The 15,463-nt window shown below is 56.4% G+C and carries 13 protein-coding genes; 9 read left to right on the forward strand and 4 right to left on the reverse strand.

The window, feature by feature from the left end:
* Window positions 1-213: hypothetical protein (locus tag ACRRUX_RS02210; RefSeq protein ID WP_432526755.1), on the forward strand; the 213-nt coding region annotated here is incomplete at its 5' end.
* Window positions 214-308: 95 nt separating this feature from the next.
* On the opposite strand, the gene ACRRUX_RS02215 is transcribed toward ACRRUX_RS02210, so the two are convergent.
* The gene (locus ACRRUX_RS02215; RefSeq protein WP_432526757.1) at window positions 309-2,444 is read right to left on the reverse strand and encodes an FAD-dependent oxidoreductase; all 2,136 of its coding nucleotides are present in this window, start codon (window positions 2,442-2,444) and stop codon (window positions 309-311) included.
* A gap of 9 nt (window positions 2,445-2,453) precedes the next feature.
* On the reverse strand, window positions 2,454-3,296 hold the full coding sequence (locus ACRRUX_RS02220) for an alpha/beta fold hydrolase (protein WP_432526759.1): 843 nt from the start codon (window positions 3,294-3,296) through the stop codon (window positions 2,454-2,456).
* A gap of 368 nt (window positions 3,297-3,664) precedes the next feature.
* Here ACRRUX_RS02220 and ACRRUX_RS02225 point away from each other — a divergent pair, with 368 nt between their 5' ends.
* The 5 genes from ACRRUX_RS02225 (at window position 3,665) to ACRRUX_RS02245 (ending at window position 9,213) form a co-directional block, all read left to right on the forward strand.
* Window positions 3,665-4,393: an SDR family NAD(P)-dependent oxidoreductase gene (locus tag ACRRUX_RS02225; RefSeq protein ID WP_432526761.1), complete on the forward strand. Its 729-nt coding sequence runs from the start codon at window positions 3,665-3,667 to the stop codon at window positions 4,391-4,393.
* 25 nt (window positions 4,394-4,418) lie between these two features.
* A complete protein-coding gene (locus ACRRUX_RS02230; protein ID WP_432526763.1) occupies window positions 4,419-5,051 on the forward strand; it encodes a nuclear transport factor 2 family protein in 633 nt (210 codons plus the stop codon).
* Window positions 5,052-5,124: 73 nt separating this feature from the next.
* Window positions 5,125-7,059, forward strand: coding sequence for a long-chain-acyl-CoA synthetase (locus ACRRUX_RS02235; protein ID WP_432526765.1), 1,935 nt, complete (start codon window positions 5,125-5,127; stop codon window positions 7,057-7,059).
* Between the two features lie 6 nt (window positions 7,060-7,065).
* Window positions 7,066-8,277 (forward strand): thiolase family protein, encoded by a 1,212-nt coding sequence (locus ACRRUX_RS02240; protein WP_432526767.1) that lies wholly within the window; start codon window positions 7,066-7,068, stop codon window positions 8,275-8,277.
* Window positions 8,278-8,280: 3 nt separating this feature from the next.
* Complete coding sequence (locus tag ACRRUX_RS02245; protein WP_432526769.1) at window positions 8,281-9,213, forward strand: MaoC/PaaZ C-terminal domain-containing protein; 933 nt, start codon at window positions 8,281-8,283, stop codon at window positions 9,211-9,213.
* An 86-nt stretch (window positions 9,214-9,299) separates the two neighbouring features.
* On the opposite strand, the gene ACRRUX_RS02250 is transcribed toward ACRRUX_RS02245, so the two are convergent.
* Window positions 9,300-10,727, reverse strand: a complete 1,428-nt coding sequence (locus ACRRUX_RS02250; protein WP_432526771.1) for an amino acid permease — start codon at window positions 10,725-10,727, stop codon at window positions 9,300-9,302.
* A 48-nt stretch (window positions 10,728-10,775) separates the two neighbouring features.
* Window positions 10,776-12,143: a glutamate decarboxylase gene (locus tag ACRRUX_RS02255; protein ID WP_432526773.1), complete on the reverse strand. Its 1,368-nt coding sequence runs from the start codon at window positions 12,141-12,143 to the stop codon at window positions 10,776-10,778.
* Between the two features lie 349 nt (window positions 12,144-12,492).
* Here ACRRUX_RS02255 and ACRRUX_RS02260 point away from each other — a divergent pair, with 349 nt between their 5' ends.
* The 3 genes from ACRRUX_RS02260 to ACRRUX_RS02270 all read left to right on the forward strand — a co-directional run bounded on the left by ACRRUX_RS02260 (window position 12,493) and on the right by ACRRUX_RS02270 (window position 15,457).
* Complete coding sequence (locus tag ACRRUX_RS02260; RefSeq protein WP_432526775.1) at window positions 12,493-13,779, forward strand: NAD(P)/FAD-dependent oxidoreductase; 1,287 nt, start codon at window positions 12,493-12,495, stop codon at window positions 13,777-13,779.
* A gap of 281 nt (window positions 13,780-14,060) precedes the next feature.
* Window positions 14,061-14,801 (forward strand): glycosyltransferase family 2 protein, encoded by a 741-nt coding sequence (locus tag ACRRUX_RS02265; RefSeq protein ID WP_432526777.1) that lies wholly within the window; start codon window positions 14,061-14,063, stop codon window positions 14,799-14,801.
* Window positions 14,801-15,457, forward strand: coding sequence for a TVP38/TMEM64 family protein (locus tag ACRRUX_RS02270; RefSeq protein WP_432526779.1), 657 nt, complete (start codon window positions 14,801-14,803; stop codon window positions 15,455-15,457). The genes ACRRUX_RS02265 and ACRRUX_RS02270 overlap by 1 nt, the downstream gene beginning before the upstream one ends.
* The last annotated feature ends 6 nt before the right edge of the window (window positions 15,458-15,463 follow it).

Here is a 15,463-nt window from a genome sequence, read left to right on the forward strand (position 1 = left end):
GTGGAGTGGTTGAAAAAATTCGCAATTAAAGTGAACAGTTGGCAAAGGTTTTCCGGCAAACCGGCTACCGATTTCACGCCTGTGTGGGTGACGCTGATATTTATCGCGTACACAGGCTGTCGCCGTATGGTTGCTGACATCGGCATCAACCATACGGGAATGTGGACTGTCACTGCGCAATCTGAACTATGGTGCGTGCTGGCTCGGGCCTGAACAGGCAGTTGAAAGACCGCTCGCCAGAGGCAGGGTATCGGTGACAAAGCGTTTGGCGTAAGTCATCAACACGCCTTTCCGTGGCGGGCGTCTGCTCAGATTGTCCGTGCAATCTTTGTTGCTGCGGCGATGGCTCCTTCGATATAACCCAGTTGCTCACAATCGCCCAGGGTGTGCACCTTGATATCCATTTGTTGCAGCATTTCAGCCAAAGGGCTGCCTGTCTGTGCACCCATGGCCAGTACCACACTGTCGGCCACAACGCTCTGGTGAGTGATGTCACCGTTTTTGCTGCTGTGGCTGAAGTGCACCTGATGCTCATCGATGGCGTTAACACTCACGCCCTTGTGCAGGGCGACATCGAGCTCATTGAGCTCATGCAATACCCGCCAGCGACGTACTATGCTCAGCTCTTTGCCCAGTGAATGCTCCTGCTCAAGCACAGTGACTGAGCGGCCACGGGCTGCCAGAAACTCCGCCAGCTCCAGTCCCACCAGACCGCCGCCAATAATACAAACCCGGTTGCCAAGGGGCATCCAGAGTTTGGATAGATGACGGGTGGCATCAATTGAGTCGGTCACGCCTATCATCTGCCCGGAGGACAGCAGGGCGCGCTGCATGACAGACAGCTTGTGTTTCGCAATTTCTTTGCCTTCGCCGGTCATTATTTGTCTCAGCTCATCGCCGGACCAGACGTGGCGACTGTCAGCACCGGCAATGGCGGGGCGTCCGCGGGTTGCCCCTGTGGCTATCAGCACTTCATCAGGCTTAAGTGACTGCACCAGTTCAGGAGTGGCACGGGTGCTGAGGCGCACTTGAATATTGGGATGATCCAGCGCCCGGATCTGCTGGTTAAGCAATTTGCCATTTTCCGGATAGGCCATGGAGGCAAAAAACAGGGTACCTCCCAGGCGCGCGCTTTGCTCCACCAGCGTGACCTGATGGCCGCGGCGGGCGGCAATGGCCGCGGCTTCCATACCGGCCGGGCCTGCACCAATCACCAGCAGTTTTTTGGGGTTGTCAGCAAGCGTCACGGGATATTCAGACTCGTGGCCCGTCATGGGGTTGACCGCACACTTGACCCGCTGATTAATGAAGATCTGACTGACGCACACATAGCAGTAAATACAGGGACGGATATCGGCGGCGCATCCTGCTTGCAGTTTGTTGGGCAGCTCAGGATCTGCCAGCAGTTTGCGGCCCATGGCTACAAAGCTGAAGTCCCCGGCGGCAATGGCTTTGTCGGCAACCTCCGGCTCAATCCGGCCAACGGCGGTGACCGGGATGCTCACCGCTCCGGCAACGGCGTTGGCCCAGTCGATAAAACCGCCGGGCTGATTGACCAAAGGCGCCTGGGTAAAGGCAGCACCTGAACTGGGGTTGGCATAGGCTGATACACTGATGGCATTCATGCCATGTTGCTCGGCGAGTTTGGCGGTCTGAATGCATTCATCAAGAGTGATGCCGGATTCGACCCTCAGCTCCATGGCATCGAGGCGCAGCCATACCGGAAAATCCGCGCCAACGCGCTTTCGCACCGCGGACATCACTTCCCTGAGCAGGCGGGTACGGTTCTCATAACTGCGGCCATATTCATCATCGCGGCGGTTGTAATAGGGAGACAGGAAACCGGCGATGATATAGCTGTGGGCGGCATGCAGTTCAATACCGTCAAAGCCTGCGCGCCTGGCTCTGTCAGCGGCATCGGCGAACCAGCTGACCATCTGGGCGATATCCTGTTTGTCCATCACCCGGTAACTGACCTGTCCACCTTTGGGGCGGATAAACGCGCCCAGCTCAGCCGGGGTGAGTGAGGCGAACATATCGCTCTGGCTGGCCGGTGGCACAGAGGGCACCCACAGCTCGCGGCCTTCGGCCATATCGCGGGCAGCGGTTTTTCCCGCGTGCTGCAGCTGAATGGCAATTTTGGCGCCATGACGCTGCACCCTTTGGGTCAGTTGGGTCAGACCCGGCAGGTATTTGTCATCGGAAATCGCCAGTTGATAAGGCTCGGCGGTACCCAAAGGGTAGGCAATCGACCCTACGCCTATGGTGATAAGTCCAGCGCCGCCTTTGGCGCGGGCTTCGTAAAACGCCTGCATCCGCTCGGTGCAGTGACCGTCCGCTTCGGCAAAGTTGTCGCCCATGGGCGCCATCACAATGCGGTTTTTCAGTTCAAGGGAGCCGATTTTGCCTGGAGTAAACAGGTGAGCATAGTGTTGATTGACCATATCGCCCCCTTAACCCTGCAGCAGAAAGTCGATACAGCTGCGGTTAAACAGCGACTGATGTTCAACCTGTACCCAGTGACCGCAGCGGTTGAGCATGATAAATCGGGCATTTGGGGCGTTATCCAGAATGCGGAACATACCTGAGGGCGGGTTGAACAGGTCATTGGTGCCCCAAAAGCCGAGGATGGGCACGCGGATTTCCCCAAGCCTGGCTGTCATATTGGGCACCATCATGGTGGAGAACAGATTGGCTGGTTGGGTAACGGCCACCGCAGCGCGCTCAATCAGGATGTCGTCAGTCAATTGGGAGGCATCATACAGCTGCAGGCTCATCACCTGACGCATCTGCTCCACGCCCATGGGGCCTGAGTTGTACAGCTCAACCATGCGCACTATGCCCGGCATCTGAAAGTAGGTTTCCCGCTCTTCAACCCCGCCCGGCGCCATCAGAATAAGCGACGCCACCCGCTCCGGGCATGCCAGAGTTAGCCCCAAAGCAATGGCGCCGCCCAGGGAGTTGCCCAGCAGCACGCATTTATCCAGCCCGAGCTTATCGATAAAGCCTTTCAGACAATCGATGAAAAAGGCCAGATCGTAACGGCCGGTATCCGGCTTGTCAGAGCGGCCAAACCCGGGCAAATCAAGCACCAGATTGCGGATACCACTGGCGGCAAACTGCGGATAGTTGCCTTTGAAATTGGAAAAACCTGACGCGCCCGGACCGCTGCCATGGAGCCAGATAACCGGAGGCAGGGTGGAGTCTTCGGGGCCTTCAGTCAGATAGTGGAGCGTAATGCCACTATCCAGCGTGACATAGTGCTGGCTGGGCAGGGGCAATTCTGGATGAGTCATGACATCTCCTGTGGGGCTTTGCCCGCATACGTGGAAGTGCTTTTTAATCTGTTAGCCAAAGGGCGCGGATTCATCGTCCGTTCAGACCAGCGTGCGCCCGACTAAGGCGTTACTTGGCGTTACTTCCTGTGCGCCAATCTCCTGTGTGAACCTCTCTGATTTTGTTGCTCAGCCTGTCCCTGCCTTAAGGGCGCATTGACAGCCAGGTTGGCGATGATTAAAGCCCTTCCAACAGCGCTTTGGCAGCGCATTAAACGCGTTAGTCCCGTTGGACGATGTGAGCACTGCCGCCAGACGACAAGCTGTGACCATCATTCGAGGCATGTCCGTCAGATTCAGCGACAGGCAACAAGCAAAAGGGTCACAGCATGAAACATGAGAACAAAGTGGTACTGGTTACCGGCGCAGGTCAGGGAATGGGTAAAGCCATGGCGTGCCGTTTCGCCCGTGAAGGCGCCAAAGTGGTGGCGGTGGATGTGAATCCGGATGCAGCCAGTGCCACAGCAGCCCAGTGCGGCAATGGCGCAATAGGCATTGGCTGTGATGTGTCCGACAGTGCTGCGGTTAAAGACGCCATAGCCCTTGCGGTCAATACCCTGGGCAGACTTGACGTGCTGGTAAATAACGCCGGTGTCGGCTCAGTGGATCAGTTGCTTGATACCCCGGATGAGCATTGGACGCGGGTCATTGGGGTGAACCTGACCGGGACTTTCTACTTTTGCCGTGAAGCGGCGCGCGTCATGCAGGGTAATGGCGGCTGCATCATCAATGTGTCCAGCACTGCCGTGGCCACCGGCGAAGGCCCGAGTCACTATGTGGCGTCCAAGGCCGGGGTGATGGGGCTGACCCGCAGTATTGCCCGTGAACTGGCGCCTCTGGGGATCCGGGTTAACACCCTGGTGCCGGGCCCGACCAATACCCCCATGATGGCCGGCATTCCCGATGAATGGACCCAGGCGATGATCAATGCCATTCCCCTCGGACGTATGGGGGAGCCGGAGGATATCGCCGCGGTTGCCTCGTTCCTGGCTTCAGCGGATGCGGGGTTTGTGACCGGACAGAATATCGCCGTCAACGGCGGCATGGCGTTCCTGTAAACAGTCAGCTAAGGGAGACCTGCCCATGACGACAAACACACTGGAAGCGCGGCTGGATCGGCTGGAATCCATCGAAGAGATCAGGCAACTGGCCGGCAAGTACTCCCTGTCGCTGGATATGCGGGATCTGGACGCCCATGTGGGGCTGTTTGCACCGGATATCCGGGTAGGCCGCGATAAAGTGGGCCGCGCGCATCTCAAGGCCTGGGTGGATGACACCCTAAGGCACCAGTTCACCGGCACCTCTCATCACCTGGGCCAGCATATCATTGAGTTTATCGATGCCGACCATGCCATAGGCGTGGTGTATTCCAAAAACGAGCATGAGACCGGCCCTGAGTGGGTCATTATGCAGATGCTGTATTGGGATGATTACGAGCGGATTGATGGCCGCTGGTATTTCCGCCGCCGCTTGCCCTGTTACTGGTACGCCTCGGATCTTAACCGGGTGCCGGTTGGCGATATGAAGATGCGCTGGCCCGGCAGGGAGCCTTATCGCGGCACCTTTCATGATCTGTTTCCCACCTGGGGACGATTCTGGCAGACCAAAGATCAGGCCGCTGACGCATTACCTGAGGTCGCCGAGCCGGCGCCGCTGGAGCAATTTTTACTGCAGATGCGTCAGGGCGCGCCGGACCCAAGGATCCGGGTGCGCTGACGGTTGACCACCCTGGTGCCTTTTGCAGGTTCCTTTTCAATGCCAATGCAACGCCAATGAACAGGATATGACAGTGACAGAACACACAAACTCAGCATTGCGGTCTGCCGCGCCCGGCGAGCCTGTGCCCAAGGAGGTTACTCAGGCACGACTGGATTTACGCTCGCGGGCGGCAGCACGTATCCACCCAAGCGAACACTACACCCTGGCTGATCGGCTCGAGCAACAGGCCAGCGTACAGGGAGAGAGGCCATTTCTGTATTATCGCGATATTTGCCTGACTTACGCTCAGGTGAATGCCCATGCCGATCGGGTAGCCCATGGGGCCAGTGCATTGGGGCTGAAAGCCGGCGATGTCTGCGCTATGGCGCTGGAAAACCGTCCGGCATTTTTCACTACCTGGTTTGGCCTGGCCAAACTGGGGGTCACAGTGGCCTTTATCAACACCCAGATAAGCGGCAAACCGCTGCTGCATGCGGTGCAAACCACAGCGGCCAAAGCTGTGATTGTCGGGCAGGAGTGTGCGCAGCTGTTCGCCGATACCCTGGCAAACTGGCCTGAGCTTGCCCGGGTGCCACTGTATTGGCTGGCCGATGATGAATGTGAGCAGGCTGAGCCTTTGCCGGGATTGTCCAATGAGTTTTCACTGCTGCTCTCATCTGAAGCGGGTGCTGCTCCCTTTGGCAGCGCAGCCCGCGCCGCGTTAAGCGCTGAGTCGCCCTCGCTGCTGATTTTTACCTCTGGCACCACAGGGCTGCCCAAAGCGGCGATTTACAGTCATATGCGCTGGTTGATGTCCGGTGATGTGATGCAGGTGACCACTGAGGCCACGGCGGATGATGTGTTTTATTGCTGTCTGCCTCTATATCACGGCGCGGCGGCCACCTCAGTGACCTCTACGGCGTTGGCCGCGGGTGCCGCCATTGTGGTGCGGCGCAAATTCAGCGTGCGTGAGTTCTGGCGCGATGTGCGCCACTACCGCATCAGTGTGGTGCAGTACATAGGTGAGATCTGCCGCTATCTGCTTAATCATGACGACAGTGCCAATGCAGGCCGCGGTCAGCGCGATCACTCAGTGCGCTGTATGCTTGGGGCCGGTCTGAGCGCCGAGTCCTGGCGGCGCTGGCTGGACAAGTTTGGCCCCATGGATATTTACGAAGGCTGGGGCTCAACCGAGTCCAATACCAATCTGATTAATCTGGATAACCGCATTGGCGCCTGTGGTCGGGTACCTGACTGGAGCAAAACCAATTTCCGGCTGGTGAAGTTTGATATGGAAACCGAAAGCCACGAAAAAGATGCTGCTGGCCGGTATCTTCAGTGCCAGCCGGGCGACGTCGGTGAAGGACTGGGGATGATTATCCACCATCCTGACTTTGGCGGCGGCCGCTTTGAAGGCTACACCTGCCGCGATGCCACCGAGCAAAAGATCCTGCGTAATGTGTTTGAGCCGGGCGATGCTTACTGGCGCTCCGGGGATCTGCTCAGATTTGATGAACAGGGTTACTGCTACTTTGTCGATCGGGTGGGCGATACCTTCCGCTGGAAGAGTGAAAATGTCTCGACTCAGGAGGTGGCGGCAGCGCTGGACGATTTTGACGGCGCCGAAACCATCAATATTTATGGTGTTCAGGTACCGGAGCAGGAAGGGCGCGCCGGCATGGCGGCGGTGGTGATGCAGGCCGGGCGGCAATTTGACCCGCAGGCGTTTTACTCCCTTACCAGTCAGCGGCTGCCATCATACGCCTGTCCGCAGTTTGTGCGCGTCAGTGCCAGTGCTGATATGACATCCACCTTCAAGCTGCGCAAAGTGGATTTACAAAAGCAGGGCTATGATCCCCAGCTGGTGGGTGATCCTTTGTATGTGCGCAACGATAAGGCCGGTACTTACCAGCCCTGGTCGGAGGCGGTATTGACTGAAACCGGTTTTGCGCGCTTTGGTTCGGGAAATGGCTCGGAAATTGGTTCAGGCACCAGTTCGGGAAATAATTCAGGCAACAAGGAGTAACGCCCCATGGGATTAACAGGCAAGGCCGCCATTGTCGGGACGGCCCAATATAAACCGGAAAAATACCAGAGCGCGCCGCAGATGTTTCATCTGGAGCAGGTGGCCGATCTTGCCAGACTGGCGCTTAAGGATGCCGGTCTTGGGATCCGCGATCTGGATGGTCTGGTGATCCACGGCCCCCAGTTCCATGAAGCCTCGATATTCGTGCCCGCCATGGCGGCTGAGTATCTGGGCATTGAGCTGAACTTTGCCGAAGTGGTGGATTTGGGCGGTTGCAGTTCGGTAGGGGCAATATGGCGCGCCGCCATGGCGATAGAGATGGGACTGTGCGAATCCGTGTTATGCGTGCTGCCGGCGCGTATGGCGCCTTTTGGCCCCAATGAAGACCCTCTGTGGATGGCGCAGGCCATGCGTTACGGCGGCCATTCCACCGCCTTTGGTGCACCCGAGGCGGAGTTTGATCTGCCTTATGGTCATCTGGGGCAGAATACCGGTTATGCGATGATCGCCCAGCGATACCGGGCCCAATATGGCTACGATCCTGAGGCGATGGCCAAGATTGCCGTGGATCAGCGGTTTAATGCTCAGGGCCATCCGGATGCCATCTTTCGCGGCAGTGAACTGACCATTGCGCAGGTGCTGGCCTCCAAAATGGTCGCCGATCCCTTACATGTGCTGGAAATTGTCATGCCGGTCGCCGGCGGCGCGGCGGTGATTGTCACCTCCAAAGAGAAAGCCGCCAAAACCCGCCATCGTCCGGCCTTTATCACGGGATTTGGCGAGCGTCTGTCCTACAAATCCCCCTCATATGCCCGGGATATGTGCCGCACACCACTGGCTGATGCCGCATCGCGCGCCTTTGCCATGGCCGGATTGACGCCCGCAGATATGGACGCAGCTCAAATCTATGACTGTTACACCATTACTGTGCTGCTGTCGCTGGAGGATGCGGGTTTCTGCGCCAAGGGCGAGGGGCTCAAATTTATCCGCGAACACAACCTGACCTACAAGGGCGATTTCCCGCTCAATACCCATGGTGGACAGCTGAGTTTTGGTCAGTCCGCCTCGGCGGGCGGCATGTCTCAGGCGATTGAAGCTTTTGATCAGATTGCCCACAGAGCGGGGGCGCGGCAGTTGTCCCGGGCAGACAATATGTTTGTCAGCGGCACAGGTGGCGTGATGAGTGAGCAGGGCGCACTGATTTTACAGGGAGGCTAACCCATGAATATCAAACCTATGCCGGTGGCGACCGGAATATCCCAACCTTTCTGGCAGGCGCTTAATGACGGTGAACTGCGCATTCAGCAATGTGATGACTGCGAGGGGTGGGTGTTTTATCCCAGACACCATTGCACCCATTGCATGAGTGATCGCCTCAGCTGGCGTCCGGTGTCGGGCAAGGCCAGTCTGTACACCTACACTCTGACGCGTATCCCAACCCTGCCTGAGCTGGCCGATGAGTTGCCGCAGGCACTGGCGGTAGTGGAATTGGCTGAAGGAGTACGGATCAACACTACCCTGACAGGCCTTAAAGAAGATGAAATTAAGGTGGGCATGGCACTCAAGCCGGTGTTTGATCGGGTGGACGCTGAGGGGAATACCCTGCTGCGCTTTACCGGCGCAGATAAACCGTTGACGCAGCTTGCCTTTGACAATCCGCTGGCCTCTTTGCCCCGTAATGATAGGGGCCAATGGCAGGTGCCGGTGAGCAATGCTTTGGCACTGGCTGCGCTGGCTGATGGCCAGTTTACTGAGTGGAGCGATGCCATCACTGTGGATCAAACGCTGATCAACGCCTTTGCCGATCTGTCCGGTGATGATTACTGGATCCATACTGATCCGGCCAAAGCCGCGAGTGACAGCCCGTTTGGCACCACCATCGCCCACGGCGCACTGGTGCAGGTATTGCAGTCACGTATGGCATTCCCGCTGCCCTTTGAAATTGTTGGTTTTAAAACCATGGTGAATTACGGCTCCAATCGCCTGCGCTTTCCCGCGCCTGTGCCGGTGGATTCGCAAATTCATGCCAGGGCCAGAGTCAAGTCGGTGGAGAGTTCCGTCAAAGGGGTGCAGCTGACGCTGGAGGTCAACATACATGTGGTGGGACAGGAGCGGCCGTCTGTGATTAACGATTTGGTGATCCTCTATCGGTGATGAGTATCTGTCCGCAACCTGAAAAACGCCCGGTCTGTGCCGGGCGTTGTTATCTTGATTGGACAGAGAGGTGCTCACCGGTTTTTTTATGTTGAACCCTGATGTTGGCCCTTGCGCATCACATGATAAATCACAAAGGGCAGACACAGGGTAATGAGGAAGCTCAGCACCAGAATGGTCAGATACTCGCTGGCGGCGTTGCCGCTGGACAGCTGCGCCGGCGGGATAAAGGAGATCCCCAGTGCCAGCACTGAAATCACCAGCCCTGACAATGCCACCAGCAACTTGGCAATATGACCGCCGGGGATTTCAAAGGCGCGGGGCAGATCCTGATGGCAGGTCACCATCTTAAAATAAGCCACAAAAAAGATGATGTAGCCTACGACATAGATCACCACAGTCAGCGAGATAGCGGTGAAAAACGACACATTGGCGCCGCTGCCACCAAAGGTGAGCACGGCAGCCCAGACACTGACGATAAGCCCCTGAACGATGAGGAAGTTAACCGGGACATCCGCGCTGTTGGTTTGCGCCAGTCTGGCTGGCAGCAGGCCATCCTTACCGGCTTCCAGCATGCCCCATGAGGGACCGACCACCCAGGCGGAGACTTCTGCGCAAACCCCAAAGGCAATGAGAATGGCGATGATACGTACTATCCAGCCTGTGTCCTGCCAGAAATGACCAAACAGGCCTTCAAATCCCTGGATAACCCCGGTTGAAAGCCCCAGCGAGGCCTCCGGCACGACAGCGCCGATGGCGATGCCGCCTATGGTATTGAGCGCAATTGCCAGCAGCACCAGCAGTATGATGGCGATGGGATAATCCCGTTTCACATTGGTCATTTCGTTGGCGTGGGACGCCGATGCTTCAATGCCTGCGTAGGCCAGAATAAAGGACACAAACACCACCAGGGTATTGAGCTGGGTAAAGTCGGGGAGCATGGCATCCATCGACAACTTCATATCACTGATACCGCCGGTGGCGAAAAACCCCAGTGTCAGCCCAAACAGAACAAGCGCCGGAATGGCGATACCCACTACAAACCCGAATTTGGAGATCACCGCCGTCATCCGGGTGCCGCCAAACTGCGACAGGGTTAATCCCCAGAAGATCACCATGACGCCGATGAACTTGACCAGCGGATCATTGTTCAGCGCCGGCCAATCGAGCACATAGGAAAGGGCGCCGAGGATGAAATAGATCATAGTCACGAAGCCCACTGTGATTTGAAACCACTGGAAGAAAATATTGGCAAAGCCCCATTTTTCCCCCAGTGATTTACCCGCCCAGGTATACACACCGCCTTTGTCCCAGCCCTCGATGGTGGCCATTTCTGCTGCGCACAGGGCGACTGGCAGGAACCAGAAAATCCCGGCGACCACCAGATAAAACACCAGTGAAATCCCGGAAGAGGCAAAGGTTGGATATTCATATACCGTCATCACCATGGTGGCGGTTAACGCGAAAAAGCCGAACAGACTCAGATGTTTTCCTGATGTGGCATTGGTCTTCATTGCAATACTCCCGGGAAACTTGAGGTTAGGTCAGACGCTCCCCGGGTTTCAGCCGTGGCTGAAACTGGGGCGTGATGCCGGCGTATGGCTGAAAAACGCCAGCGCACTTTTGATATCCCGGATAAGCAGTGAAGCCAGATCCCGGCTCAGTCCGTGACGCACCATAATTCGCTGGATCACAATTTGCTGCCGGTTTTCCGGCAGGGGATATGAGGCGATTTGCCAGCCGCGCATGCGCAGTCTGTCTGACAGATCATAAAGGCTGAAGCCGTGTTCCCCGGCCTTGAGGGTATAGCTCAGGGCCGGTAGGCCACCGTGGCCGTCATAGAAGAGTTCAAACGGTCCCATGGCAGCAATTTCACCGGCCATCCACTGGGCAGTATCCATACAGGCCTGATGGATTTTGCGATAGCCCTCAAAGCCAAGGCGGATCAGCAGGAAGTACTGCGCCACTATCTGCCCCCCTGGACGGGAAAAGTTCAGCGCGAAAGTGGGCATGTTGCCGCCCAGATAATCCACGGTAAAAATTAGCTCCTGCGGCAGATCTTCTTTTGAACGCCACACCACCCAGCCTACGCCCAGTGGCGCCAGACCAAACTTGTGGCCTGAGGCATTGATGGATTTGACCCGCTCCAGGCGAAAATCCCAGTCCAGTTCGCTCTGCACGAAAGGCGCCACGAAGCCACCTGAAGCGCCATCAACGTGAACGGGAATATTCCAGCCCTGTGTCTGCTCGATATGATCCAGCGCCTCGCAGATGGCCTTCACTGGTTCATACACGCAGGTGTAGGTCACGCCCAGAGTGGCGACCACGCCTATGGTGTTTTCATCGACGTACTGTTGCAACTTGTCCGGGTTCATGCCCACTTCATCGCCATCAAGCGGCACTTCTCTGAGCTCTACATCGAAATAGCGGGCAAACTTATGCCAGCAAATCTGTACCGGCCCGCACACCAGATTGGGCTTTTGTGCATCCAGTCCGGCGGCTTCCCGGGCTTTACGCCAGCGCCATTTCATCGCCAGTCCCCCCAGCATGGCGGCCTCGGAAGAACCTGTCGTTGAGCAGCCCAGCGTCGTGCCGGCGGCAGGGCTGTGCCACAGTGCGGCCAGCATATGCACACATCTGGCTTCCAGCTCGGCGGTCTGCGGATATTCATCTTTGTCGATCATGTTTTTGTCGATACACAGATCCATCAGCTGGTGGATCTCCGGCTCAAGCCAGGTAGAACAGAAAGTGGCAAAATTTTGTCTGGCATTGCCATCGAGCAGCAGCTCATCCCTGAGCAGCTGAGCAATGACGTCTGCCGGGGTACTGTTGACCGGCATGGTGAACTTGGACAGGCGGGTGGCGCTGGTCGGATCGTCATAGATATCTTCAGTGAGATCCTGACCGGGTTTAACGGAATGCAAAGCCATATTGAGCCTCCTGACGGTGTTGGATACTGTTGTGCCCCTCCCACCATAGGCCAAAAACCGGGCACAAGGTTAACAAAATGTAGCCACCGACAGTAATCCGTGCAGGCAATACCACCGCGCATTTTCCGGCATGCGGGTTAACCTTCTGATTACCGGGAAACTCTGGTTAATCTCATGGAGTATGTCCTACCTGTTGGCCGGATAACGCCGGCAGAGGTGTTGGCGGATAACGGACATGGGAGTTCAGAACTGTCGGTTGGCGGGACACAGTCCGGATTAGTCATTGACCGGTTTTGTTCAAAATGCTTAACATGTGTTTAATATGATAACCACTTGTTAAAGGTGTTACATGCTGCCGCGCTGCGCTTCTTACTACAATGCGACTATTTCCCGGGAAACTGACTTCCCCTCTCTGACGGATGACATTCACACCGATATTCTGGTGATTGGCGGCGGTTTTACCGGTGTCAATATTGCCCTGGAACTGGCCGAGCAGGGGCGCAGCGTGGTCTTGCTGGAAGCCAATAAAATCGGTTGGGGGGCAACCGGCCGCAATGGCGGGCAGGTGACAGGCTCGCTCTCCGGTGATGCCGCCATGACTAAACAGCTGCGACGGCGTATCGGGGAGCACGCGGAGGACTTTGTCTGGAATTTACGCTGGCGCGGCCATGACATCATAAAGGCAAGAGTTGAACAATATGACATTGATTGCGATCTCCGCTATGGCCATCTACACACTGCCTACAAACCCGCTCATATGCAGGAGTTGCAGTCGCTGCTGGAAGAAGGCCAGCGCAGGGGCATGGGAGAGGCACTGAGCCTGCTGGATAAGGCCAGGTTGGATGAGTATCTGGAAACCCCGCTGTACCATGGCGGGTTGCTCAATACCCGTAATATGCACCTGCATTCGGTCAATCTGTGTATCGGTGAGGCGCTAGCGGCTGCGGCGCGTGGCGTCAGGATATTTGAAGACACCAAGGTACTGGATCTGCTGCAGGGGGACACCATTACCGCGTTAACACCGAGCGGGTCGGTTAAGGCCAATCGGGTGGTAATTGCCGGTAACGCCTATCACAGGCTGGGACGACCCAAATTGCGGGGTATGTTGTTTCCGGCGTCTTTGGGCAATTGCGCCACAGTGCCCTTGTCAGAAGAGGTGGCCCGGGCCATCAATCCCCATAATGTGGCGGTTTATGACTGTCGCTTTGTGCTGGATTATTATCGCCTGACGGCAGACAACCGGCTGATGTTTGGGGGCGGCACCAATTACAGTGGCCGTGACTCCAAAGATGTGGCGGCTGAGCTGCGTCCTGCCATCGAGCGCACATTCCCCCGACTCAAAGGGGTCGAGATTGAATTTGCCTGGACCGGGATGGCTGGCATTGTCATCAACCGTATTCCTCAGTTGGGTAAAATTTCACCCAATCTGTATTACTGCCAGGGCTATTCCGGCCATGGCATAGCAACCAGTCACATCATGGCAGAGATGACGGCCAATGCGCTGATTGGCGATGAGCGGGAGTTTGACCTGTTTGCCGGCATGGATCACTGGCGTATTCCGCTCAATGAATGGTTTGGCAATCAGGCGCTGGCACTGGGGATGCTGTATTACAACCTCAAAGAAAAACTCAGCTGACAGGAATGACCCCGGGATTAACGACCGGAGTATCAGTAGGTTGCCTTGTGTACTGACGTAAAATCGCTGGCGCCGGACAGTGATATTTAGCGGTTCGTGCGATATCAACAGATTGTTACTGAAAGGGAAATTTGTCCTCAGCTTTACTTTAATATGCAACATTTTGCGTGTATGTTGACTGCTTGTGGTGCATCAGATTAGTGCTGTCGTCTGCAGCCGAAGAAGCTGCAACAGAATGGATGTTTTTGTATGCACAGGGATAATGTTGAGGGCTTGGTGTTATGTTGTCAGTGGTACTTCCAGCAAAAGACGAAAAGGGAAATATAGGGCTGCTCATCAGGGAGATAGCCGGGGTATTGGCCCCCAGCCAGCGTTTCGAAATTGTGGTGGTGGATGATGCCAGCACAGATGGCACAGGGCAGGAAGTGCTGGACGCGGCCAGGGACGTGAATTGTGAATGTAAATTGATCCGTCACTGTCAGAGTACCGGTCAGAGTACCGCGGTCACCACAGGCGTGCTCAATGCCGAAGGCGAGTGGATAGTGACACTGGATGCCGATGGCCAGAATGATCCCGCCGATATCCCCGCCATGCTTAAAGCCGCAGCCCGCCAGCAAAATCCTCATTTCTGTATTGCCGGTTACCGTAAAAATCGTAAAGACACCGCCTGGAAACGATTCCAGTCGCAGGTGGCCAACCGGATCCGCAATGCACTGCTGCATGATGGTGTACCGGATACCGGCTGTGGCCTGAAACTCTTCCCCCGTGAAACCTTTCTCAGATTGCCCTATTTCGATCATATGCACAGATACCTGCCGGCCTTGATAAAACGGCTGGGCGGCGAGGTGGCGATTGTTGAAGTCAATCACAGGGATCGCGCGGCCGGTGTGTCCAAATACAATGCCTGGAACCGCGCCTGGGTTGGCATAGTTGATCTGATGGGGGTGATTTGGCTGCGCCGGCGCTCGCGCATTGCCACTATCGAAACCGTCGAGAGCCACAGCGTCAGGCAGGCGTCCTGATGAACCGCTGGCTCAAAGCATTGGTGCTGGCCGGGCTGCTGCTGTTGCTGATGTGGGTGGTTAACGCCGGTTGGCTTGAGAATCTGTCCGATTCCAATTGGGTCGCGCGTTTTCTTGCTCAGGGGGGCGTGCAGGCCTGGTTGTCGCTGTTTGCTGCAGGCGCTGTATTTACTGCGCTGGGCGGCCCCAGGCAGATGCTGGCGTTTGTCTCGGGGTTTTCCATGGGAGGCGCGATAGGGGCCACTTTTGCGACTCTTGCAACCCTGATTGGTGCGCTTATGTGTTTTGCGCTGGCGCGTACCTTATTGCGAGCCAGACTCAAGCGCCGTTTTGCCCATCGCCTCATTAAAGTCGAAAAACTCTTATCCCACGATGCCTGGCTGAAAGTCATGATGATCCGTCTGATGCCGGTGGGCAGTAATCTGTTGACCAATCTGTTGCTGGGGACCACTCATGTGGGCGCCCTGAGCTTCAGTATCGGCAGCGTGCTGGGCTACTTACCGCAAATGTTGATTTTTGCTTTTGCCGGTGCCGGGCTTGGGATGGCCGATGAGTGGCAATTGGCGATAAGCCTGTCGTTACTGGTTATCAGCGCGTGTCTGGCCTTTTATCTGTATCACAGCCGGGTACGTCGCGAAGTAGAAGAAATTGCTTAAGGAATA

The sequence above is a fragment of the Shewanella sp. GXUN23E genome (assembly GCF_050865035.1).
In the GTDB taxonomy this organism is placed as follows: Bacteria; Pseudomonadota; Gammaproteobacteria; order Enterobacterales; family Shewanellaceae; genus Shewanella.